Source organism: Salinactinospora qingdaonensis, assembly GCF_039539445.1.
Taxonomy (GTDB): domain Bacteria; phylum Actinomycetota; class Actinomycetes; order Streptosporangiales; family Streptosporangiaceae; genus Salinactinospora; species Salinactinospora qingdaonensis.
Window position 1 is genome coordinate 124,636 of the sequence record NZ_BAABDD010000003.1, and the last position, 24,039, is coordinate 148,674.

At 67.6% G+C, this 24,039-nt stretch carries 18 protein-coding genes; 10 read left to right on the forward strand and 8 right to left on the reverse strand.

What is annotated here, in order from left to right; translation table 11 throughout:
* Positions 1–109: 109 nt before the first annotated feature.
* Complete coding sequence (locus ABD848_RS04450) at positions 110–1,405, reverse strand: hypothetical protein (protein WP_344967577.1); 1,296 nt, start codon at positions 1,403–1,405, stop codon at positions 110–112.
* 355 nt (positions 1,406–1,760) lie between these two features.
* Between ABD848_RS04450 and ABD848_RS04455 the strand changes: the two genes are divergently transcribed.
* Together ABD848_RS04455 and ABD848_RS04460 are read left to right on the forward strand one after the other, a co-directional pair.
* The gene (locus ABD848_RS04455) at positions 1,761–2,297 is read left to right on the forward strand and encodes a gamma carbonic anhydrase family protein (protein ID WP_344967579.1); all 537 of its coding nucleotides are present in this window, start codon (positions 1,761–1,763) and stop codon (positions 2,295–2,297) included.
* Positions 2,298–2,634: 337 nt separating this feature from the next.
* Entirely contained in the window at positions 2,635–2,871 is a 237-nt protein-coding gene (locus tag ABD848_RS04460; protein WP_344967581.1) for a hypothetical protein, read from the forward strand.
* A gap of 108 nt (positions 2,872–2,979) precedes the next feature.
* On the opposite strand, the gene ABD848_RS04465 is transcribed toward ABD848_RS04460, so the two are convergent.
* Entirely contained in the window at positions 2,980–5,151 is a 2,172-nt protein-coding gene (locus ABD848_RS04465) for a (Fe-S)-binding protein (protein WP_344967583.1), read from the reverse strand.
* A 539-nt stretch (positions 5,152–5,690) separates the two neighbouring features.
* Here ABD848_RS04465 and dnaK point away from each other — a divergent pair.
* The 5 genes from dnaK to clpB all read left to right on the forward strand — a co-directional run bounded on the left by dnaK (position 5,691) and on the right by clpB (position 12,701).
* Positions 5,691–7,535 (forward strand): molecular chaperone DnaK, encoded by a 1,845-nt coding sequence (gene dnaK, locus ABD848_RS04470; protein ID WP_344967585.1) that lies wholly within the window; start codon positions 5,691–5,693, stop codon positions 7,533–7,535.
* A gap of 32 nt (positions 7,536–7,567) precedes the next feature.
* A complete protein-coding gene (gene grpE, locus ABD848_RS04475; RefSeq protein WP_344967587.1) occupies positions 7,568–8,305 on the forward strand; it encodes a nucleotide exchange factor GrpE in 738 nt (245 codons plus the stop codon).
* Positions 8,306–8,412: 107 nt separating this feature from the next.
* Entirely contained in the window at positions 8,413–9,564 is a 1,152-nt protein-coding gene (gene dnaJ, locus ABD848_RS04480; RefSeq protein WP_344967589.1) for a molecular chaperone DnaJ, read from the forward strand.
* Positions 9,565–9,569: 5 nt separating this feature from the next.
* On the forward strand, positions 9,570–9,983 hold the full coding sequence (locus tag ABD848_RS04485; protein WP_344967591.1) for a heat shock protein transcriptional repressor HspR: 414 nt from the start codon (positions 9,570–9,572) through the stop codon (positions 9,981–9,983).
* Positions 9,984–10,082: 99 nt separating this feature from the next.
* On the forward strand, positions 10,083–12,701 hold the full coding sequence (gene clpB / locus ABD848_RS04490; RefSeq protein ID WP_344967593.1) for an ATP-dependent chaperone ClpB: 2,619 nt from the start codon (positions 10,083–10,085) through the stop codon (positions 12,699–12,701).
* Between the two features lie 82 nt (positions 12,702–12,783).
* Here the strand turns inward: clpB and ABD848_RS04495 are convergent, their stop codons facing one another.
* Complete coding sequence (locus ABD848_RS04495; RefSeq protein WP_344967595.1) at positions 12,784–13,251, reverse strand: RDD family protein; 468 nt, start codon at positions 13,249–13,251, stop codon at positions 12,784–12,786.
* A 372-nt stretch (positions 13,252–13,623) separates the two neighbouring features.
* Between ABD848_RS04495 and ABD848_RS04500 the strand changes: the two genes are divergently transcribed.
* Positions 13,624–15,447, forward strand: a complete 1,824-nt coding sequence (locus tag ABD848_RS04500; protein ID WP_344967597.1) for an acyl-CoA dehydrogenase — start codon at positions 13,624–13,626, stop codon at positions 15,445–15,447.
* Positions 15,448–15,670: 223 nt separating this feature from the next.
* Complete coding sequence (locus ABD848_RS04505; protein WP_344967599.1) at positions 15,671–15,883, forward strand: DUF6458 family protein; 213 nt, start codon at positions 15,671–15,673, stop codon at positions 15,881–15,883.
* Between the two features lie 232 nt (positions 15,884–16,115).
* Here ABD848_RS04505 and ABD848_RS04510 read toward each other — a convergent pair whose 3' ends face one another.
* Together ABD848_RS04510 and ABD848_RS04515 are read right to left on the reverse strand one after the other, a co-directional pair.
* The gene (locus ABD848_RS04510; RefSeq protein WP_344967601.1) at positions 16,116–17,411 is read right to left on the reverse strand and encodes an MFS transporter; all 1,296 of its coding nucleotides are present in this window, start codon (positions 17,409–17,411) and stop codon (positions 16,116–16,118) included.
* Positions 17,408–18,052 carry a GntR family transcriptional regulator gene (locus ABD848_RS04515; RefSeq protein ID WP_344967603.1) on the reverse strand — a complete coding sequence of 215 codons (645 nt, stop codon included), beginning with the start codon at positions 18,050–18,052 and terminating at the stop codon, positions 17,408–17,410. The genes ABD848_RS04510 and ABD848_RS04515 overlap by 4 nt, the downstream gene beginning before the upstream one ends.
* A 635-nt stretch (positions 18,053–18,687) precedes the next feature.
* Here ABD848_RS04515 and ABD848_RS04520 point away from each other — a divergent pair.
* On the forward strand, positions 18,688–19,041 hold the full coding sequence (locus ABD848_RS04520) for a hypothetical protein (protein ID WP_344967605.1): 354 nt from the start codon (positions 18,688–18,690) through the stop codon (positions 19,039–19,041).
* 502 nt (positions 19,042–19,543) lie between these two features.
* Here the strand turns inward: ABD848_RS04520 and ABD848_RS04525 are convergent.
* The 3 genes from ABD848_RS04525 to ABD848_RS04535 form a co-directional block, all read right to left on the reverse strand.
* On the reverse strand, positions 19,544–21,436 hold the full coding sequence (locus ABD848_RS04525; RefSeq protein WP_344967607.1) for an OmpA family protein: 1,893 nt from the start codon (positions 21,434–21,436) through the stop codon (positions 19,544–19,546).
* A gap of 233 nt (positions 21,437–21,669) precedes the next feature.
* On the reverse strand, positions 21,670–23,031 hold the full coding sequence (locus ABD848_RS04530; RefSeq protein ID WP_344967609.1) for a dihydrolipoamide acetyltransferase family protein: 1,362 nt from the start codon (positions 23,029–23,031) through the stop codon (positions 21,670–21,672).
* Between the two features lie 24 nt (positions 23,032–23,055).
* A complete protein-coding gene (locus ABD848_RS04535; RefSeq protein WP_344967611.1) occupies positions 23,056–24,039 on the reverse strand; it encodes an alpha-ketoacid dehydrogenase subunit beta in 984 nt (327 codons plus the stop codon).

The following is a 24,039-nucleotide window of genomic DNA, read 5'->3' on the forward strand; positions in this document are numbered from 1 at the left end:
CAACAAAAGGCACCACGGAGCCGCCAAACGGCGGCATCCGGGGTGCCTTGGTGGTGGGAGAGCTGCTCTCCCGCGCCATAGCCGAATCCGTGCGACGGCTCCCAACGAGTCAGGGACGGATAATGCGTACTCCTTCGGTGCTGTCGTCCTGCGCCGACTCGCCGCTCTGCTCAGGGCGCTGGTAGATACCGGTGTTGGCCGGTTCCTCGCTGGAGGACGCCGCGGCCCCGCCCTCCTCAGGCGCGGGCCCCGCGTAACGAAAACCCTGCGGCTTGGCTGGGTGAGAGCGAACCTGCCGGTGCCCGGAAGCGTCCTCGTTCTCGCTGCTGGGCGTGAGTTTGACCGTGGCGTCATCGTCCTCGGCACTGGCGCTGTCGTTGCCCGTGCCCGCCGTAGCGGGCTTGTCGGCCGCCTTGGCCTGCTGCCCAGAGCCGGTGGGCTGCTCGGCAGCGGGCTTGGTCGGCTGCCCCTGACCGGGTGAATCCTTGGCGCTGTGCTCCTGGCCCGCGCTTTGCTGGGCTCCGGGCTGCTTGGCGCTGTGCTGCTGCCCGGAATCCGGCTGGCTCGCGGCCTGCTGTTGGCCGGCGGAGTCGGCCCGTGCCGCGGCGGGCGCAGCGGCGGCCTTGGACTCCTGCGACGCACCGTTGCCCTGCGGCTTCGCAGCTTCAGGCTTCAGTGCGGACTGCCCGGACGGAGCTGCCTGCTGCCCGTTGTCCTTGGCCGCGGCGGCACCGTCGGAGCGCTTGAGCTCAGCTTCCAACGAGCCGGCTGAGTGCTCGGCGCGAAGCAGCTCGCCCAGCGTGTCGCGCATGTCGGTCAGTCGGCGCACCGCCTCGCTGTGCGTCGCGGTGAGCGTGGCCAGTCGGCGATCGGCGGCCTCGTGGATCTTCTTGGAGCGGGTCTCGGCGTCGGAGAGCAGGCGCTCGGCCTCCTGGTTGGCCTGCGAGCGCAACTGTTCGGCCTCTTGCTTGGCCGAGGTGACGAGCTCCTGGGATTGCTCTCGAGCCGTGCCGAGCACGCGCTCAGCCTGGTCCTTGGCGTCTTTGATCTGGCTCTCGGCCTGCTCCTTGGCCTCCTCGCGGATGCGGTCGACCTCTTCAGCGACCCTGTTGCGCTTGTCCGCGGCCTCTTCTTCAGCGATGCGGAGCATGTTGCCGATGCGTTCGCTGACCTCTTCGTGCTCAGGCTTGGTCGCGGCTTTCTCCTTAGCCTCCGCAAGCTCACGACGCATCTGCTCCAGCTCGTCGTGGGCCCGGGCCAGCCGCTCCTGAAGCTCGCGGATCTGGTTGTGGTTGCGGACGACGAAGTCGTCGACCTGACGCTTGTCGTAGCCGCCCTTGCGGACGGTGGGAAAAGCGTCTTCTCGAAGCAGGTTGGGCAGTATCTCTGTGCTGTGCTCGTTCATGTCCTCATCAACCAGGTCGGCTGCAAGTCGGGAGGGTGTCCAGCCCTCTGCCCATCATCCCCATAACGACCCGAGAACACGTGGGTGACACTCTTTTCAGAAGTCTTGGATCGTAACGGACCTATAGGCCAGAGGGTAACGGTGCGCGCGAAGGGTGACGGTGCGAACACACCGAGCGCGTTCACAGTAATGATCCCCACCACCGCGCTGGATAGCTAACTCGTGCGACCGGCGGGTATCCCCCTGGTGAGCACCGAGATCGCGTACCTACTAAGGTATGCGCGATTCTGCACGCGCGGGACCCTATCGGCCATTCCGTTATCCCCGCGCTCGCCGCTGGTGAGGAGGCTACGACGTGAACGGTCCTCTGGTGGGTGACGCCGGATTCGGCGAGCCCGACATCCATCCCGACGCCTGGATAGCTCCCGGAGCCGTGCTCGTGGGCCGGGTGCGCGTGGGCACGGAGAGCAGTGTGTGGTACGGCTCAGTGCTCCGCGCCGACACCGAAGACATCGTCGTGGGCGAACGCTGCAACATCCAGGACCAGTGCGGGATGCACTCCGACCCAGGTGAGCCCGCCGTCTTGGCCAACCGGGTCAGCATGGGGCACAAGGCCATGGTCCACGGCGCCATCATCGAGGAGGACGCGCTCATCGGGATCAGCGCCACCGTGCTCGGCGGCGCCCGGGTGGGGGCGGGCGCGCTGGTGGCGGCGGGGGCGCTCGTGCCCCCCGGCAAGGTGGTCCCGCCCGGCACGCTATGGGCCGGTGTCCCCGGGAAAGTCGTCCGGGAGTTGACTGAGGAGGACCGCGCCGGTTTCGCCGAGACCCCCGAGAAGTATCTGCGCTACTCCACCTGGCACCGCGAGGTCCGCTGGCGCCCGCAACGGTGACAGCGCTCCCCACTCCGTTGGACTAGGGGAGGGGTATCCCTAACCAGGGGAATGGGTGGGGTTGAAGGTCGCATTTCGGTCAGGTTTCCTTGCCCTGGCACCGACGGAAAGCCATCGATTCAATCGCCCTAGTTACTTTGGCGTCCGAAATGCCACGAAGGCATGCCACTACGGAACTACATCGGTGGATGGCCAGAGAATGGTTCCTCTGGGTCATGCGAGGCGAGGCTACCGCAGCGTAGCCTAGCGTCACAGGGACCGTCGGCAGGTCATTTCGGAACGCCTGGGAGTGCCGGGCCATAGTGCCGCACCAGACTGTTCGTTGGAGGTGAGTGCGGTGGACTCCGATCTCGATGCACGCCTCCACGACCATGTGGCACTCGCAGAGATCGAGCTGTACACCGAGCTACTCGTCGCTGTGGCTGCCACCGACGGCCAACTGACGGTAGAGGAGATCGACGAGGTTCTCGGCGTGCTGCCCCAGCGCCCCCTCGACGCCGATCCCCCTGTGGCGGCGCGCACCGGCGGAACCCACCGGCGCCGTCGTCGCGGCGCGCGCCGCTCTCGCCGCTAAGGCGCGGCTTGGCGCGCCGGCGGTCCGCCTCTCCCGCGTGGCAGACGACCGTTGGGGACGCCGTCGCGGCGGCGCCCCCAACACCGGCAGCTTCTAGAAGGTGCTCTGCTATTCCTGTTGCGTGGTCACCGCGGCCTGCCCCTCGCCCCGCTCTTCCTTGACCGAGCGCAGCAACAACTGCGAGACGTCCACGACTTCAAGGCTCTCCTTGGCCTGGCCCGCGGACTTCTTCTCGTTGATGGCGTCGCCCAGCATCACCTGGCAGAACGGACAGGCGGTGGAGACGGTGTCGGGATCGGTGCCCAGTGCCTCGTCCACGCGCTCGGTGTTGATGCGCTTGCCGATGCGCTCCTCCATCCACATCCGGGCGCCACCGGCGCCACAGCAAAAGCCCCGTTCCTTGTGGCGGTGCATCTCTTGGGTGCTCACTCCGGGCACTTGGGCCATGATGTCGCGCGGCGGCGTGTAGACCTTGTTATGGCGACCGAGGAAGCACGGGTCGTGGTAGGTGATCTTCTCCTCCACCGGCTGCACCGGCGTCAGCCGACCCTCGTCGACGAGCTTGGCCAGCAACTGACTGTGGTGGATGACCTCGTAGTCGCCGCCCAACTGCGGATACTCGTTGCCGAGGGTGTTGAAGCAGTGCGGGCAACTGGCCACGATCTTGGTCACGCCGGCGTCGTTGAGAGTCTCGACGTTTTGCTGGGCCAGCATCTGGAAGATGAATTCCATGCCCAGCCTGCGCGCCGGGTCGCCCGTGCACGCCTCCATCCCGCCGAGGACGGCGAACTTGACGCCGGCGGTGTGCAGCAGCTCGGCGATGGCCTTGGTGGTCTTCTTGGCGCGGTCCTCCAGGGCGCCGGCGCAGCCGACCCAGAACAGGTACTCGGTGCCCTCGGGCAGCGTGTCCTCGACGACGGGAACCTCGATGGGCTCGTCGGCGTTGGCCAGCTCCTCGACCCAGTCGAGGCGCCGCATCTCGCTCATGCCCCAGGGGTTGCCCTTGTTCTCAAGGTTCTTCAGCAGGGTGTTGGCCTCGGAGGGGAAGTTCGACTCGATCATGACCTGGTAACGGCGCATGTCCATGATGTGGTCGATGTGCTCGATGTCAACCGGGCACTGCTCGACGCAGGCGCCGCAGTTGGTGCACGACCACAGCACGTCGGGGTGGATGACGCCGCCCTCCTCCTCGGTGCCCACCAGGGGCTTCTCCAGCAGGGAGAGGACGTCGTCGGGCACGTTCTCCGACTCGGCGGTGATCCCGTCCATGAGGTAGGGCGCCTTGGCGTAGGTGTGCTCGCGCAGGTCCATGACGAGCTTCTTGGGCGAAAGCGGCTTTCCGGTGTTCCAGGCCGGGCATTGGGACTGGCAGCGTCCGCACTCGGTGCAGGTGGTGAAGTCGAGCAGCCCCTTCCAGGTGAAATCCTCCAGTTTGCCGGCGCCGAAGGGGTCCTCGTCGGGGTCGGCCTCTTCAAAGTCCAGCGGTTGGCCGTCCTTGTTGACCATCGGCTGGGCGGCTCCCAGAGCGGGGCTGCCGTCGGCGTTGCGCTTGAAGTAGATGTTGAAGAAGGCCGTGAAGCGGTGCCAGCCGATCCCCATGGTCATGATCCTGGCGATGACCATGAAGAACAGCCAGGAGATGACGATCTTGACGGTCGCAGTGACGGTGATGGCGGGGTCGGAGGCCGGGAGCACCGTACCGAGCGCGTGGGAGATCGGTGTGGCCCACAGCGGGTACTCGAAGTGCCCGCCCGCGACCTTGAAGCCGCGGATCAGGAAGATACAGGCGATGATGCCGAAGATGTAGGCCTCGACGTAGTAGGCCTGCCAGTGCACGGAGTTGTCGAAGCGCGAGGCGCGGCCCAGGCGCTTGGGGTTTTTGACCTGGCGGTAGGTGGCCAGCCCGAGGATGGCCACGCCGCTGAGGGCGGCGATGGCCTCCATGAGGAGCCCGTAGGGGGCCCAGCCGCCGATGATCGGGATCTCGAAGTGGGGGTCCCATACTTCGCCGTAGGCCTCGATCAGCGTGAATACCAGTGACGCGAATGAGACCATGACGAACCAGTGGGCGATGCCGATCCACCGCCACTTCAGCATCCGCGTATGCCCGATTACCTCGATCAGCATGTTCGTCAGTCGCTGACCGAAGGGCCCTTTGCGCTCCCCCGCCGAACGGCCGAGGCGGATCGTTCGCACCATCTGGCGAATGCCGAAGGCGAACATCACCACCCCGACGACGGAGAAGGCGATCGTGAAGAGCCCCAAAACCATGTGGAGCATCGCCCGTGGCCTCCCATCCTGCTGATGTCGTTGGCCCCTGGTGCGCCACACACCAGAGACAACGCCATGTTACTAGTGAGTAATAGTCGACGGGTGGAGCACCTCGGCCCGGCACCACCGCACTCTCCCGCAACGGTGGCCCCACATTAATCAGCGCCGCCCACCAGGCAACACACGGGGATGACCCCAGCGCCGCGCACGGACACGCGCCTGCCCCACCCCTCCATTCCACCAGGATACCGACTGGACGGTTTGTATCACCGCTCCCCCACCCCACCGGCCACCCCGCCGAGCAGGAGCGCGCCGCCGACCCTCGCCCCCGAGACAGCCCCACCGGGATGCCAGGGATCACCCGGACTCCTCCCCGGCTTCGCGAAACCATGCACTGCGACACGCACGAGCAGGGAACAAGCACCGCCGTGACAGTGTTGGCCCTAGGGACGAGAGACCTTGAGTACTCTCGACTCAAGTGATTTGACAGCGAAGAAGACCTGAAGCAATATTGAGTCCGTAAGACTCAATCTACGGAGGACGTACTCATGGCACGTGCGGTCGGTATCGACCTGGGAACGACGAACTCGGTCGTCTCGGTCCTGGAGGGCGGCGAGCCCACGGTTATCGCCAACGCGGAAGGCGCCCGGACCACCCCGTCCGTCGTCGCCTTCGCGAAGAACGGTGAAGTGCTCGTCGGCGAGGTGGCCAAACGACAGGCGGTCACCAACGTCGACCGGACAATCCGGTCGGTCAAGCGCCACATGGGCACCGACTGGAAGACCGAGATCGACGACAAGACCTTCAACCCGCAGCAGATCAGCGCGTTCGTGCTACAGAAGCTGAAGCGTGACGCCGAGGCATACCTCGGTGAGGAGGTCACTGACGCCGTCATCACGGTCCCGGCCTACTTCAGCGACTCCCAGCGCCAGGCCACCAAGGAGGCCGGACAGATCGCGGGCCTTAACGTCCTGCGCATCATCAACGAGCCCACCTCCGCCGCGCTGGCCTACCACCTGGAGAAGGAGGACGAGGCCACCATTCTGGTCTACGACCTCGGCGGCGGTACCTTCGACGTCTCGCTGCTCGAAGTCGGCGACGGTGTCGTGGAAGTCCGGGCTACCAACGGTGACAACCACCTCGGTGGTGACGACTGGGACCAGGCCATCGTGGACTGGCTCGTCGAGCGCTTCAAGAACAGCAACGGCGTCGACCTGTCCAAGGACAAGATGGCGCTGCAACGGCTGCGCGAGGCAGCGGAGAAGGCCAAGATCGAGCTGTCCAGCTCCAGCGAGTCGGCCATCAACCTGCCCTACATCACGGCTTCCTCCGAGGGGCCGCTCCACCTGGACGAGAAGCTGACCCGCGCGGAGTTCCAGCGACTCACCTCCGACCTGCTAGACCGCACCAAGGCGCCGTTCCACCAGGTGATGAAGGACGCCAACATCACGATCGACAAGATCAACCACGTGGTGCTGGTCGGCGGCTCCACCCGGATGCCCGCCGTGGTCGACCTGGTCAAGGAACTCACCGGCGGCAAGGAGCCCAACAAGGGCGTCAACCCCGACGAGGTCGTGGCCATTGGTGCCGCACTGCAAGCCGGCGTGCTCAAGGGCGAGGTCAAGGACGTCCTGCTGCTCGACGTCACCCCGCTGTCGCTGGGCATCGAGACCAAGGGTGGTGTGTTCAGCAAGCTCATCGAGCGCAACACGACGATCCCGACCAAGCGCTCGGAGATCTTCACCACCGCCGACGACAACCAGCCCTCGGTGCAGATCCAGGTCTACCAGGGCGAGCGCCAGATGGTGCAGGACAACAAGAAGCTGGGTGTGTTCGACCTCAGCGGTCTTCCCCCGGCCCCGCGCGGCGTTCCCCAGATCGAGGTCACCTTCGACATCGACGCCAACGGCATCGTCAGTGTGACCGCGAAGGACCTGGGTACGGGCAAGGAGCAGTCGGTGACCATCTCGGGCGGCTCGGCACTGCCCAAGGAGGACATCGACAAGATGGTCCGCGAAGCCGAGGAGTACGCCGAGGAGGACCGCAAGCGCCGCGAGGAGGCCGAGGTCCGCAACAACGCCGAGTCCCTCGTGTACCAGACGGAGAAGGTCATCAAGGACAACGAGGACAAGATCCCGGCGGACGCGAAGTCCGAGACCGAGGAGGCCATCGGCGAACTCAAGGCCGCGCTGGAAGGCACCGACACCGACGCCATCCGCTCGGCAAGCGAGAAGGTGGCGCTGGCCAGCCAGAAGATCGGCTCCGCGATCTACAGCCAGGGCCAGGAAGGCGCCGACGCCTCCGCGCAGGGAGCGGACAGCTCGCAGACCAGTGACGACGATGTCGTCGACGCCGAGATCGTCGACGAGGACAAGCGCGACGGCAACGCCTGAGTCACGCGAGGCTGAAAGAGGAGGCGCAGCCAATGGCGCTGCCGGACAACGAAAACGGCCATGAGGCACAGGGACCAGTGATTCGCGACAAACGGCGCATCGATCCCGAGACCGGCGAGCTGCGTGTACCGGAGGAGCCCGAAGCGGCCGACACGGGGTTTCCCGAGCCGGAGCCGGCAGAGGGGGTGGACACCGCCGACACCGCGGCCGACCATGCAGAGGTCGCGACGCTGCGCACTCAGCTTGAGGAACGCACCGCTGACCTGAAACGGCTACAGGCGGAGTACGCCAACTACCGCAAGCGGGTAGAGCGCGACCGCGCGGCCACTCGGGAGCAGGCGCTCGCCCAGGTCGTGGGCGAGCTCCTGCCGATCATCGACGACATCGGACGGGCTCGTGAGCACAACGAACTGACCGGCGGATTCAAGTCGGTGGGCGAGGCGCTGGAGTCGCTCGTCACCAAGCTCGGCATGAAGAAGTACGGCGAGCAAGGCGACGAGTTCGACCCGAACGTACACGAGGCGCTGACGATGATCCCGTCCGCGGATGTGAGTGTTCCGACCGTCGTGGAGGTGTTCCAACCGGGGTACCTCATCGGTGAGCGCGTTCTGCGCCCGGCCCGGGTGGTCGTGGCAGGGCCCGCGGAGGAGGAAGCCGAGATCGCGAGCGAGGTGGAGACGGTGGACGCCGACGTCACCGACGAAGCCTCCGAGCCCGGCCACGCCGACAGCGGTGCGACCGGTACCGACACTGACGAGCAGCAGAAGTAGCGATTCACGACCGCCCCGAGCGCCATGGGGCGCTCGGGGCGCCCACCGCCGGGGGCCGGCGCCACACTCACCACACGCGCGCGAGAGCGGGAGAAGGCAAAACGTCGATGAGCACAAAGGACTACCTGGAGAAGGACTACTACAAGGTCCTCGGTGTCTCGAAGACGGCCACGCAGGACGAGATCAAGCAGTCCTATCGCCAGCTCGCTCGCAAGTACCACCCCGACGCCAACAAGGGCGACGACGAGGCCGAGAAGAAGTTCAAAGAGATCTCAGAGGCCTACAACGTTCTCTCCGACGAGACGCGCCGCAAGGAGTACGACGAGGCGCGCTCCCTGTTCGGCGGCACCTACCGGCCTGGCGGCGGTGGCGGCGGCGCGGGCGACTTCAACCTGGGCGACCTGTTCGGTCAGCCCGGCGGTGGTACTGGCGGCGAGCGGCTCAGCGACCTGTTCGGAGGGTTGTTCGGGCGTGGCGGGCGTGCAACGTCGCAGGCGCGACGGGGCGCCGACATCGAGACCGAAATCAATCTGACATTCACCGAAGCTGTCGAAGGTGTAACCCGATCGTTCCAGTTGACGGGCGAGTCGGCCTGCGGCACCTGTAAGGGCACCGGCGCCAAGGCCGGTACGACGCCGCGCGTGTGCCCGAAGTGCTCCGGGACCGGCCATGAGAGCACCAACCTGGGTGGCTTCTCACTGTCGGAGCCGTGCAGCGAGTGCAAGGGGCGCGGCCTTGTGGTCGACGACCCCTGCCCTGTGTGCTACGGAAGCGGTCGCGGGAAGAGCACCCGCACCATTCAGGCGCGCATCCCCGCGGGCGTGAGCGACGGCCAGCGAATCCGACTCAAAGGCAAGGGGGCTCCAGGCGAGCACGGTGGCCCCGCAGGCGATCTGTTCGTGGTGGTGCACGTGGCCTCGCACGCCCTGTTCGGCCGATCCGGCGACAATCTCACGATCACCGTTCCGGTGACCTTCCCCGAAGCCGTGATGGGAGCCGAAGTGCGGGTCCCGACGCTGAACGGGTTTCCGGTCACCGTCAAGGTTCCCCCCGGCACCCCCAACGGACGCACGTTCCGCGTGCGGGGCAAAGGCGCCCAGCGACGCGACGGCACCTTCGGCGACCTGCTGGTGACCGTTGAGGTCGCCGTGCCCCGCAACCTCAATAGCGAGGCGCGCGAGGCCCTGGAGAAGTTCCGCGCCGCTACCGCGGACGACAACCCGCGGAGCGGCCTTGAGGCGCGGGCGAAAGGGGCGTAGTAGCGATGGACAACCCCGCCCTCGGCGACAACACGCCGGTCTATGTTATCTCGGTCGCTGCCGAGCTTTCCGGACTGCACCCACAGACGCTGCGGCAGTACGACAGGCTCGGCCTGGTCTCGCCCGGCAGGGCCCCCGGGCGGGGACGGCGCTACTCGATGCGCGACATCCAGATGCTGCGCGAGGTACAGCGGCTGTCCCAAGAAGAGGGCATCAACCTGGCCGGCATCAAACAGATACTGGAGCTACAACGCGAGGTGGCTGAGCTGCGAGAGCACCTGTTCCACCTGCACAACGAACTAGAGGCGGCGCGCAACGTGGTCATGCGCCGCAACCCGGGCAGCTCCAGCGGCAGCGAACTGCTACCGCTGCGGCACACGCGGGTCACCGTCTTCACGCCCCGGCCACCAGAGGAGTAGCCCTCGTGGGGGTATGGCAGCCCAGTGCGAGGCACTGGGGGTGGGACGTCATGGCCACGAACCCACAACGACATAGCGTAAGCAAGGGGGCGGACAAGCATGGACTACAAATTCACGAAGAAGAGCCAGGAAGCGATGTCGGCGGCGATGCGGCGGGCGACCGTCGACGGTAGCCCGCAGGTCGAGCCGGTCCACCTGCTCAGCGCGCTGCTTGGACAGAGCGAAGGGGTCACCCGCCCTCTGCTGAAGGAGGTCGGGGTCAACCCCGAGGACCTCAACCGCGCTGTCGAAGAGGTTATCGAGGGCCTGCCCAAGGCGGCCGGCAGCACAGTCAACGCGCCGGCCAGCTCCCGCCAACTCATCGTCTCCCTCAACACCGCGGGCCAGCGCGCCCAACAGTTGGAGGACGAGTACGTCTCGACCGAGCACCTGCTGGTGGGGCTGGCCACTGACGGCGGCGAGGCGCGGCGCGTGCTGCGCGAGGCCGGGGCCACACCCGAGAACCTACTGGAGGCGTTCGCCCAGGTGCGCGGCCACAGCAAAGTCACTTCGGAAAACCCCGAAGACACCTACCAGGCCCTGGAGAAGTACGGGGTCGACCTCACCGCACACGCCCGCTCGGGCCAGCTCGACCCGGTGATCGGGCGCGACTCCGAGATCCGGCGGGTCGTGCAGGTACTGTCGCGGCGCACCAAGAACAACCCGGTCCTCATCGGCGAGCCGGGCGTGGGCAAGACCGCCGTCGTGGAGGGGCTGGCCCAGCGCATCGTCGCCGGTGATGTCCCCGAGTCGCTGCGCGACAAGCGACTCATCGCCCTGGATCTGGCCGGCATGGTGGCCGGCGCCAAGTACCGAGGGGAGTTCGAGGAGCGCCTCAAGGCCGTACTCAACGAGATCAAGGAGAGCGACGGCCAGATCATCACCTTCATCGACGAGCTGCACACCGTCGTGGGCGCCGGCGCGGCCGAGGGCGCGATGGACGCCGGGAACATGCTCAAGCCGATGCTGGCCCGAGGCGAGCTGCGCATGGTGGGCGCCACCACGCTCGACGAGTACCGAGAGCGCATCGAGAAGGACCCCGCGCTGGAGCGCCGATTCCAGCAGGTCAACGTGGGTGAACCGTCGGCGGCCGACACCATCGCGATCCTGCGCGGGCTCAAGAGCCGCTACGAGGCCCACCACAAAGTGCAGATCTCCGACCAGGCGCTGGTGGCCGCGGCGACGCTGTCGGATCGCTACATCACCGCGCGGTTCCTGCCCGACAAGGCGATCGACCTCATCGACGAGGCCGCGTCGCGGCTGCGGATGGAGATCGACTCCCGGCCGATGGAGATCGACGAGCTGCAACGCGTCGTCGACCGGCTCAAGATGGAGGAGATGGCGCTGGAGAAGGAGTCCGACCCTGCCAGTGTGCAGCGGCGGGAACGCCTCCGCGCCGACCTCGCCGACCGTCAAGAGCAGCTCAACGGGCTTATCGCGCGCTGGGAACAGGAGAAGGCCGGCCTCAACCGGGTCGGTGAGCTCAAGGAACGTCTCGACGAGCTGCGCACCCAGGCCGAGCGCGCCCAGCGCGAGGGGGACTTCGAGGCGGCCTCGCGGTTGATGTACGGCGAGATCCCGCAGTTGGAGAAGCAGTTGGCCGAGGTGGCCGCTGCCGAGCGCGACACCCCCCAGCAGGACACGGAGACCATGGTCAAGGAGGAGGTCGGCGCCGACGACGTGGCCGATGTGGTCTCCTCCTGGACAGGTATCCCCGTGGGGCGGATGCTGGAGGGCGAGACCGCCAAGCTGCTGCGCATGGAAGAAGAGCTGGGCAAGCGGCTCGTGGGCCAGGAGAAGGCGGTGCGGGCCGTGTCGGACGCGGTGCGCCGTGCCCGGACCGGCATCTCCGACCCCGACCGGCCCACCGGGTCGTTCATGTTCCTGGGACCCACGGGCGTGGGTAAGACCGAGCTGGCCAAGGCGCTGGCGGAGTTCCTGTTCGACGACGAGCGCGCCATCGTGCGCATCGACATGAGCGAGTACTCCGAGAAGCACTCGGTGGCCCGGCTGGTCGGGGCGCCTCCCGGTTATGTCGGCTACGAGGAGGGGGGTCAGCTCACCGAGGCGGTGCGGCGCCGCCCCTACACGGTGGTGCTGCTCGACGAGGTGGAGAAGGCCCACATCGAGGTGTTCGACACACTGCTGCAAGTGCTCGACGACGGTCGGCTCACCGACGGGCAGGGGCGTCACGTGGACTTCCGCAACACGCTGCTGATCCTGACCTCGAACATGGGCTCGCAGTTCCTGGTGGACCCGTCACTGGACGACACTGCTCGCCAGGACCAGGTGATGCAGATCGTACGCAACACGTTCAAGCCGGAGTTCCTCAACCGGTTGGACGACGTGATCATGTTCGACGCCCTGTCGACGACCGAACTGACCCGAATCGTCGACCTGCAAGTCGAGAAGTTGACGCGGCGGCTGGGCGACCGCCAACTGAGCCTGGAGGTCACCCCGGCGGCTCGGGAGTGGCTGGCGTTGACGGGCTACGACCCGGTCTACGGTGCCCGGCCGCTGCGCCGGCTGGTGCAGGCGGCCATCGGCGACCCGCTCGCCAAGAAGCTGCTGGCGGGCGAGTTGCAGGAGGGGGACACGGTCGTGGTCGACCTCGACGAGGCCAAGGACCAATTGACGGTGCGCCCGGCGAGCGACCGAGCCGCGCTCCCGGCCGGCTGATCCCGCTCACCGCTGCGGTGTCCGACATTGCTGGGGCTACCCGTCGTACCGGGTGGCCCCGGTAGGGCATGGGGCTGGAGGGTCAGTCGCGGATCACGAGCGTGCCGGCCACGCGGTCGCCCAGCCGCTGGTGTCGAGTGCTCGCCAGCATGCTCACCAACCCCACGAAGGGCAGGTCAGCGGGGAGGAGCAGCCAGCGTAGGGCGAGTTGGCCGACGGTGACCGGCCCGCCGTCCGTAGCGACCACCCGAACGCCCAGCAGCCGCATGCCGGTGGTCTGTCCCCGTGCCCAGCGCGAGGGGGCCGCCACCCAGTACCACGCATGAGCGAGCACCATCAGCGCCAGGGCGGTCAGCAGCAGCGTGATGAACAGCCCTTCGGTGACGAAGGGGGCGTCGAGGGGCAGTGTGGGCACGATCGCCAGGATGAGCAACGGCAGCAGTGCCGACAGCAGCAGATCGAGGAACCCCTGGGTCAGGCGGCGGCCGACGACGGCGCTCGCCTGGGTGGAAGGTGGGCGCAGCGCGGGACCGGCAGGGGCGTCGGACACGGTCAACACACCCCCTCGGTTCGCCTTCGGACGCTTCCTGAGCAGGTAATTCCATACTAGGTTCCGATGGGGCGGCCGTGCCGGGGCACAGTCGAGCCCCGGCGGCGCCGTGGCGGGTCGCGCGACACACCCCCATGTGACTACGTTAAGTCACGAAAAAGAAACATTATGTAAAAGTAGATTCGCCGCGATGGCCACTCCTGGATGGCCATCCCCATGCACCGCCCCCGGTTCGCAACCGCGCCACACGCCGGGACGAGCGTGTGATGTGCCACTGGCGAGCGACTCCTACTGGGTAGTAACATGAAGGTGGTTACTAAAGAGTAGATCGCGTGTGCACCACACAGCGGCCAGGACCAAGCGGAGCGCGCCATGACGCATTACAAGAGCAACCTCCGTGACCTCAAGTTCAACCTCTTCGAGGTATTCGAGCGCCAGAACGTGCTGGGAAGCGGCCCGTTCGGAGAGCTGGACGAGGACACGGCCCATACGATTCTCGACGAGGTGAACCGGCTCGCCACAGGAGTCGTGGCCGAGTCGTTCGAGGACGCCGACCGCAACCCCCCGGTCTATGACCCCCAAACCAAGTCCGTGACCATCCCGGAGAGCCTGAAGCGCTCGTTCCATGCCTACATGGACGCCGGCTGGTACAACCTCGACCTCCCGCCGGAACTGGGTGGCATCGGTGCTCCCCGATCGCTGGTGTGGGCTGCCGCCGAACTAATCCTGGGCTCCAACCCGGCCGTACACATGTACTCCGGGGGTCCCGGCTTCGCCGCCATCCTCTGGGAGGAGGGCAACGAGCAGCAGCGCGAGTTCGCCCGGATGGCCATCGAGCGCAACTGGGGCGCCACGATGGTGCTTACCGAGCCCGACGCCGGCTCCGACGTCGGCGCCGGCCGCACCAAGGCGGTCGAGCAGCCCGACGGCACCTGGCACCTCGAAGGGGTGAAGCGTTTCATCACCTCGGCCGAGCAGGACATGACCGAGAACATCTTCCACCTGGTACTGGCCCGCCCCGAGGGAGCCCGCCCCGGGACGAAGGGCCTCTCGCTGTTCCTGGTGCCGAAATACCTCGTCAACGACGACGGGTCGCTGGGCGAGCGCAACGGTGTCTATGCGACCAACGTTGAGCACAAAATGGGCTTGAAGGCCTCGACCACCTGCGAGTTGACCTTCGGCGCCGAGCACCCGGCTGTGGGCTACCTCGTGGGTGACAAGCACGACGGCATCCGGCAGATGTTCCTCATCATCGAGTTCGCCCGGATGATGGTGGGCACCAAGGCCATCGCGACGCTGTCCACCGGTTACCTCAACGCGCTGGAGTACGCCAAGGAGCGCGTGCAAGGCGCCGACCTCACCCAACAGAGCGACAAGACCGCACCCCGGGTGACGATCACCCACCACCCCGACGTCCGGCGCAGCCTGATGACGCAGAAGGCCTACGCCGAGGCGCTGCGGGCCCTGGTCATCTACACCGCAACCCATCAGGACAGCGTCCAGATCGCCAAGCACAACGGCGAGGACTACAGCGAAACCGATGCGCTGAACGATCTGCTGCTGCCCCTCGTCAAGGGGGTGGGCTCAGAGCGCTCCTACGCGCTGCTGGCCGAGTCGTTGCAGACCTTGGGCGGCTCGGGCTACCTACAGGACTACCCGATCGAGCAGTACATCCGCGACGCCAAGATCGACACGCTCTACGAGGGCACCACGGCCATCCAGGCTCAGGACCTGTTCTTCCGCAAGATCGTGAAGAACAACGGTCAGGCGTTCGCAACGCTGATGGCCGAGATCGAGACGTTTGCCACCAGCGAGGCGGGCAACGGGCAGCTCAAGAACGAGCGCGCCCTGCTGGGCGAGGCCGCCGGCGAGGCGAAGGCCATCGTGGAGCTGCTGGTGGGCCACGCGATGAAGTCGACCGAGGAGCCGCGCGAACTCTACCGGGTGGGTCTCAACACCACCCGGCTGCTGCTGGCGTTGGGCGACGTTGTCCTCGGCTGGCTGTTGCTGCGGCAGGCCGAGGTCGCACTCAACCGCCTCGACGATGCCGACGAAGCCGACCGGGACTTCTACACCGGCAAGGTCGCGGCGGCCCGGTTCTTCGCCGACCAGGTCCTCCCGCGAATCGCCACGGAGCGGACGATCGCCGAGCGCACCAGCCTCGACCTCATGGACCTGCCAGAGTCGGCGTTCTAAACGTCAGCCGACACAGCGGCGCGGCGGCGCCCCCTCGCCTGGGGGCCGCCCGCCGCGCCGTCCCTCGCGCGACGGGCGGCAGCCGCGGACACTAGGCTGTTGGAGGTTCGTCCCCAAGCCGTTGCCGACTCACGGCAAGGTAAATGTACTCGTAGAGCACGGGTACAGCGGGTAAGAGAAACGTCATCGAACCTGTCCCCCCAAGCGTGTCGCGGAGGTAGCAATGGGCATCGGGCTCGGCATCTTTCTCGTCGTCATCGGTGCCATATTGAAATTCGGGATCACCACCGAGGTATCGGGGCTCGACATGGGCGCCATCGGCATCATCCTCATGCTCGCCGGCGGCGCCGTCATCGTGTTGACGCTGCTCATGATGCTGTCCCGCCCCAGCCGACGTGGCGAGGACCCTGTACACCGCGACGACCCCCACCTGTGACTTCCCGGGGCTAAAGATCCCGGGGCCCGTCTGCTTCCACACAAGCCGCGTGGGTCGCTTCGGGGGTGCTGCGGCACCGCGCTGTGCGGGCACGGGTACCCGGCTTACCTGCGCTCCCGCCCCTACTGTGCATTGCTTCGCAAGCTCAGCAGCATCGCACAGCGGGGCCTGACTGTCACCGCCACTGCGGCGGCCGTCACGATAATTGCGAGGCCGGACTGCCCGCCATAGCTCAGCGCCGCGACGGGTAGCGGCGCAAGACCACGAGCAGGGTGACCGCGGCAAAGGCGGTCATGACCGCTAACGGCACGAAGGCGAGTTGGAAGTCCGCGCCGCCATGGGGTTCGGGCAGCAGTTCCAAGATGACGCCGGCACTGACCGTGGCGAAGACGGTGGTGGTGAAGCCGGCCACGTTGACCAGAGCCGAGGCCACACCGGTGCGGTGGGCCGGGATACCGTCACGGGCGAAGTCCAGCGACAGGGCCGGAGTGATGACCCCGCCGGTGGCGCTGGCGACGAGCACAGCGACGACGAAGGGGACCGGCGGGCCGCCGGGCCAGGCCACCAGGGCGAGCCAGCCAAGGCTGAACACGGTGACGAACACCGTGGCGAACGGCCGCCGGACCCCCGGGTAACGCCCCACGACGGCTCCCAACGCAGGCGAGATCCACAAGGTGGCCAAGCCCAATCCCGTGAGCAACAAAGTGGCGGTGTCGGGGGACATCCCCATCCCCTCGACGAGGAACGGGTAGCCCCACAGCACTGTGAGCATCGTGTACGGCCCCATAGCGGCGGCGTGGTGGGCCATTCCGGCGCGCGGCCCCGGAGCGCGCAGCGCCTCGCGGATGCTCGCCAGCACCGACAGCGACGCCTCGGCGGGCGGCGGGGCGGACCCGGCGGGACGGTCGCGCACGACCAGCGCGACGAGGCCGATCATGAGGGCGGTAACACCCCCGGCGGCGAGGAACGCCGGGGCCCACCCCATGGCGCGCAGCGCGGCCGACAGCGGCGCGACGCTGGCAAGCTGGCCGAGCCCTCCCATGACGCCGGTGAGAGCGCTGACGAGCGCGTACTGGGAACGCGGAAACCACAGCGCGACCAACCGGATGACATTGAGGAAGGTGAGGGCGTCGCCAAGGCCGATGCACAGCCGGCCGAGCAGCGCCACATGGATGGTGGGTGCCAAGGCGAACATGCCCACGCCCACGGTCATGGACACCAGCCCGATGAGCAGCGTTCGGCGCGGCCCGAGCCGGTCGGCCAGCACCCCGCTGGGCACCTGAAGCGCGACGTAGACGAGGAGCTGGAGCATGGGCAGCGTGGACAGCAGGGCCGGCCCCACGTCGAAGCGCTCCTGAGCGGCCAGCGCCGCCACCCCTAGGCTGTTGCGGTGCAGCATGGCCATGAAGTAGGCGCCGACGCCGACACCCCAGACCAGCCACGGACGAAGGCCGCCGCCGGCTTTGCGCGCGGCCGGCCGAGTGGGATGCTGGGCGTCGGGGGCCGGCGAGGGGGTGTCGACGCTCATCTGCGCGCCCCGATCGCCGCCGCGGCAGTGTCGAGGTGAGCGTTTACGGCCGCGTCGGCGGCGTCGGGGGCACCGGCGCGCACAGCGTCGAGGATCGCGGCGTGTTCGGTGATGTAGTGCTGTAGCCGTGCCACGGTACGGGCGTTCTCCTGCATCATCCGGAGTTGACGGTCACGCAGCGACTCGTAGAGCTGGCTGAGGATGCGGTTGCCGGTCGCGGTGACGACCGCCCGGTGGAACTCCCGATCGGCCAGTACGAATGCGCTGCGGTCGCTGCCGGCTTCGCGGCGCATCGTGGTCAGGTGGTGATCGAGCCGTTCGGCGAGTTCGCGGCGGGTTTCGGGGACTGCCTCGGCGGCGCGGCGCGCGGTGAAGCCCTCGATGAGGCGGCGGGTCTCGACGACGTCGTCGATCTCTTGTTGCGACACGGGCACGATGAGCGCCCCACGCTTGGGATAGAGCCGGACGAGTCCGTCCGTCTCCAACCGCAGGAGAGCCTCGCGCACGGGAGTGCGGGAGAATCCGACGTCGGCGGCGATGTCGCCCTCACTGATCAGGTCACCGGCGGGGTAGCGGCCGGTGAGGATCGCGTTTTTGGCGTGCTGGTAAACGCGCTCCGCGGCGGACCGTGTTACATCCATCTTGTATCTATGCTAGCGGTCAAGCCGCTTTGCTCCCGGATGGGCTGGACAGTCTGTCGGGGTGGCCCTGTCGGTGGCCGCGGCCTTATTTCCCAGATAAAGAGCTAGTGTGGTATTCGTCACGCTGTCGGAGCGGCAAGCGAGCCGTCTCAGATCCGACGGGTGGCGTTCACCCCCGGGAAACCCCTGCTATATGGGGCGGGACAGCGCGGCACTCAGGGCTTCCCCTGATGGCCGGAGTGTGCCAGGGGAAGGTGACACTCCACCTCGATTACACGACGCGCTCACGGAAATACGGGAATGACCAGGGAAAATACTGCCGCGCTACCAGATCACGACAGAACGCCGCCGCCCCCCTGTGAGATGGCCGACATTTTTTCCCCTCGCCCCTTACGGGGCGAATCCTGCTACTATCCGGATTCGCAACCATAAACATGAGGTAACAGGACGCCCGTTGCCTCTCATCTTTCTCATCTTTGTGGAGTTCTTGTGGCTCACCGCCATCTGGCAGGTGACCACCGGTATCCGGCGGTCACCTGGCCGCTGGAACACGATGGGCTCGCTGCCGGCCCGGCGTGGCCGAGTTGCCGCTCTTGGCCGTCCCCGCGGGACCCGAACCACATGAGGAGACGTTCTTGAGTCATCCGCGCTTGAACAACCCCCGATCACTGCGGGCCAAGATCGCGGCGGCGGCCCACGTCAAACGCCCGCCCCGCCACGCCTTCCGCGCCGATCAAGCGATCACCGCGCTGTGGAAAGAGCTGATGGCGGTCACCGCGCTACCGATGTACCGGGCAGGAAGCTCCGACATGGCCGTGATCTCGATCCACGACGGGATCAACGTGTGGTGTCGCGACGGCAAGTTCATCTGGAGCGATCTCCTCGGCTCCACGTTCACCCACCCCGCCAACGACCCCGCTGGAGCAGCGGCGCTGCTACGCCCCTTCTCCTCCCCCCAGATGCCCGCGTTCAGCCTCTCAGCCGCCTGAGACCGCCCCTGACGCAGCACCTACCCTCTCCCCCTGAGAAAACGGGTTTCTCTCCCCCACCAGGCGCCGCAACGGCGCACTGCGGGCCTTTCCAGCACCGCCACGCGCAACGGCCAGTGCCTGTTGCGGCGCAGCGCGGTGCTTTCCCCCTTCCGCCGGCCGCGGACAGCGATGGCTGCCCAGCACCGTGAGTGAAGCGGCGGCGCCGCTCCTCCTTAGCCGTCCCTCCGCCGTAGGACAGCGGTGAACGACGCCGCCGGGGTCGGGATCGCCATTGATCCCGTGGCCATCCGCTGCGTCACGTTCTGAGCCGGACACCAGATACGACGGAATCGTGCGGCTCGTGGTTGCATGCCCACCCCAGATGGCCGGATTCTGCCAATATCGGACTCTGAGGAACTCGAGGCCGCCACATCCGAACCCGCGTCCTGCGACGCGCCGCGAGGCGTTCACCCGAATCACAGCCAAAGCCGGAGGAACGCGGCCCCGACGGCGCTGCCGCTCACCTGACCCGGCGAACCTCAGGAGCCCGCACGGCGATGGGCACGCCAGGGAACTGGCCGAAGGGACCGGCGTCGAAGGTCAACGAGGTGACCTCCTCCGGTGGTGCCGGGAGGTAGAAGTAGCCATACATCGGCGTCTCGGCGGCGAGCGCCGTGGGGAAGGGGTGGGTACCGACGTTGGCCACAACCTCGTCGTGGCCCGGCCGCACCTCACGGTAGATGGTGCCGTTGCCGGGGTCGATGGCGCTGAAGTCAGCGAAACCACCCCAGCGGTTGCCGAAGAAGCTCTCGGGGGTGGCGCCGAAATCCGCGCCGTTGTTGGTCAGCCGGAAGTTCGCGACGATGTAGGCCCCGTCGCGGTAGAACGGGAAGATATCGATGGTCCAGGGGCGCGCGTCGGGCGTGTCGTCGGTGCTGGCCGAGTAGACCGGGTCCTGGCCGTAGGTGCGGAACAGCCCGGCCGCACCGGCCTCGTCGGCCTCGGTACGGGCGATGTGTTGCTGGATCTCGGTGCCGTCCTCGTCCTCCTGCGGCCCTGCCGGCTGCGCGTCGTCGGCGCCCTCGGTGGCCGTCCCGGCGTCATCCTCCCCGGTGGCCTCAGTGGCGTCCTCACCACTGTCGTGCCGGTCAGGGGCCGCGACCGGATAGGAAATCTCCACCCGGCGGTTCTGCGCTCGCGCCCACGCCACTGTCTGTTCCCCGCGCGGCAGCGGGGCCTCGGCCGTTGTCTCCCCGTCGCCACTCTGTTCGTCCTGCTCCTCCTGCCGACCTTCCTGACTGTCGCTCTCGTCGCCCTCGTCGGTGTCGGCAGCGGCCGTGGCCTGCTCGCTTTCGACAACGGCGGGCTGGGCCGAGCCGACCCCTTCGACGGTGTAGGTGTGGTCGGCGGCGAGTTCGCGGGCGAGCAGGGCACGCACCGCCCCGGCTCGGGCGGCGGCAAGCTGGCGCCGCTCTTGGGCGTCCTGTCCCGTGCCGTCGGTGTGGCCGGTGATACGGATCGGGCCCTGGCCGGTAGCGGCACGGTCGGCGATCCGGGCCACGACGTCGTCGAGCAGTTCGGCGGCCCGCTCGCTCAGCACGACCTCACCGCCCTCGAACAACACATCGGCGCGCAGCGTCACCGCCTCCCGCCGGCTCGTGGCATCGCGGTCCTGGACAACATCCTCGGTGACGCCGTAAAGGTCCACGCCAGGGGCATCGCTGACGTCGAAGGGTTCGGCCCGCACCGGCAGCGTGACCTGTTCGCCCGCCGTGGGGCTGGGATCGGGGACGGCTGTGGGCGGGGTGGCGGGCTCGGCGACGTCTGTGACGGGGACCCCGCTGTATGCGCCGAAACTCCCCGGAACGTGCACGGTGATGCGCTCGGCATCGGCCGGAAGCGCCGGGAAGTAGACCGCGAGCTCGTAGGTGACGCCGGGCTGCCATGAGAAGCCGGCGGGAAACTGCGAGCCGCGGTGACTGTCGAGAGAGGTCCGACCCTCGGCGTGGACGACGTCGTAGCGGCGCTGCCCCACCGTGTCGATGAGCTGAAACCCGCTCAGGGTGCCGTCGGCGGGGCCGCCCCCGGCGAACAGGTTCGTGCCCACCTGCGGCTCATCCTCCAAGCTGGTGACCAGCAGCCGCACCAGGGTGCGCTCAGGATGGCGCTCCACCGCCTCGACCTCCACGCGCGCATGCAGGTCCTGGCCAAGCCGGCCGGTGTAGCCCTCACGGACAAAAGGCCCCTCAGGCATGGGCGTACCGTCGTTGGAGAGGGCCTGTGCCACGACGGGCTCCTCGGTGGACTCTCCCCCTTTAGAGGTGCCGGGGGAGCCCGAGGCGGGAATGCACGCCGATGTGGCGAGGACCGTCATCCACGTCGTGAACGTGAGGGTGGTCTCGCGCAATCGCATGGGGTTTCTGGCTCCACAGGGGTCGGAAACCGGCCCCGAAAGCCCGGAGCCGGTGCCCTGTATTCGACGCACGCCCCACGACATCGGTTCCCGCGGGCGCGCAACCGAGCACGGGGCGGCCGGGGGTGGGCGGGAGAGCGTTGTGCTTCCCCGCCCACCGACACGGTCGGTTCATCGAGAGCGTACCGTGCCGCACTGTCACTGGTGCCCCGCCAAGCCCCGGCTCGGGCGGTTCACCCCCACGCCAGCGCGACCGTCTCCGGGTCGGCCAGCACCGTGCCCACGTCCCGCAGCACAGCGGAGCCCAACTCGCCGTCGACCATGCGGTGGTCGAACGACAGCGACAGCGTGGTGACCTTGCGCACAGCCAACTCCCCCTCGTGGACCCAAGGCATGTCGCGGATCTGCCCGAAAGCCAGGATCGCCGCCTCGCCGGGGTTGAGGATGGGAGTGCCGGCGTCGACGCCGAACACCCCGACATTGGTGATGGTGATGGTGCCACCGGTCATGTCGGCGGGGGTGGTCTTGCCCGCGCGAGCGGTTTCGGTGAGCTCGTTGAGTCGCCCGGCCAACTCCGGCAGCGGCTTGCGGTCGGCGTCTTTGATGTTGGGAACGACGAGACCGCGGTGGGTGGCCGCCGCAACCCCGAGATTGACGTAGCGCTTGACCACGATCTCCTGAGCTTCCTCGTCCCAGGAGGCGTTGATCTCGGGATGGCGGCGCACCGCCATCAGCAGGGCGCGCGCCACCAACAGCAAGGGGGACACGCGGACCTCGGCGAACTCGGGGCGCTCGCGGAGCTTGGCCACGGCATGGACCGTGTTGGTGACGTCGACTTGCAAGAACTCGGTCACGTGCGGCGCGGTGAACGCGCTGCCGGCCACGGCCGTGGCCGTGTGTTTGCGCACTCCCTTGATCGGGATGCGCTCCTCCAACGGCGGGGCGGCCGCCGGCGGCGCCTGCTCGGCTTCGGGGGGAGCGGACGGTGCCGGTTCCGCTTGGGGGACGGCCTCCTGCCGGCTGGCGCGGCGCACATCGTCACGGGTGACGGTGCCACCCGCTCCTGTGGGCGACACGCTGTGCAGGTCGACCCCGAGGTCTTTGGCGAGTTTGCGCACGGGCGGCTTGGCCGCCACCGGCTCGCGACCGCCGTTGACCGGAGGCGGGGGCGCGGACGTGGCCGGAGCTGGTCTCTTGCGCGCCCTGCGGCGGGTGGCTCCCGCCTTGACACCGTAGCCGACCAGAACGGGCTGCCTGCTGTCGCTCTCCGCTGGGCTGTCTTGGGAGGGGGGAGCGCCGGATTCAGCCGGTTGCGCGGCCTCGGTGTCGGTGCCGGCGGTCTCGCCGCCGGTGTCGATCTGCAAGAGGGGGGTTCCCACGGCGACCGTGGTGCCGGCCTCGACGAGCAGCTCGGTCACTGTGCCCGCGTAGGGGCTGGGCAGCTCCACGGCCGCTTTGGCGGTCTCGATCTCGCACACGATCTGGTTGACGGCGATCTCGTCACCGGGCTGGACGTTCCAGGAAAGCACTTCGGCTTCGGTCAGCCCCTCCCCCACGTCGGGGAGTCGGAACTGGTGCACACCGTTTCGAGTCATCTGTCGCGATCACCTGGCTCTAAGCTAGTACGCCCACGCGCGGTCGACGCCGTCGAGAACACGGTCAAGATCAGGCAGGTAGTGCTCCTCCAGCCGGGAAGGCGGGTAGGGCGTGTCGAACCCGCTGATCCGGATGACGGGGGCCTCCAGGTGGTAGAAGCAGGCTTCGGTGACGCGCGCCGCGATCTCTGCGCCGATGCCGTTGCTCAACGGCGCCTCGTGGGCGACCACCAGGCGACCGGTACGCCGCACCGAAGCGAAAACGGTGTCGTAATCTACCGGCGACAGCGAACGCACGTCGATGACCTCGATGGAGCGCTCGTCGTCGGCCTCGGCGGCCTGTAGGGCGGTGGTGACCATAGCACCGTAGGCCACGAGTGTGACGTCCTCGCCCGGACGGGCCACCCGCGCCGCACCCATGGGTGTGGCACTGCCGGGGTCGGCGTCGGTGGCGACCTCGGCCTTGTCCCAGTAGCGGCGCTTGGGTTCAAAGAAGACGACCGGATCTTCACAGGTGATGGCCTGCTGGATCATCCAGTAGGCGTCTTGGGGCGTGGCCACGGATACCACGCGCAGCCCGGCGGTGTGGACGAAGTAGGCCTCGGGCGACTCGCTGTGGTGCTCGACGGCGCCGATGCCACCGCCATAGGGGATGCGCAGCACGACCGGCATGGGCAACCGGCCGGCGGAACGGTAGTGCATCTTGGCGAGTTGCGTGAAGGTCTGGTTGGTGGCGGGGAAGAAGAACCCGTCGAACTGGATCTCGCACACCGGTCGGTAGCCGCGCATCGCCAAGCCGATAGCGGTGCCGAGGATGCTCGACTCGGCGAGGGGGGTGTCGATGACGCGATCGGCACCGAAGTCCTTGTAGAGCCCGTCGGTGACCCGGAACACCCCGCCCAGTTTGCCGATGTCCTCACCCATGACGAGGACCTTGGGGTCGGCCTCCATGGCGCGCCGCAACCCCTCGTTGACAGCCTTACCGATGGTCAGTTGCGTGCCCGTCAT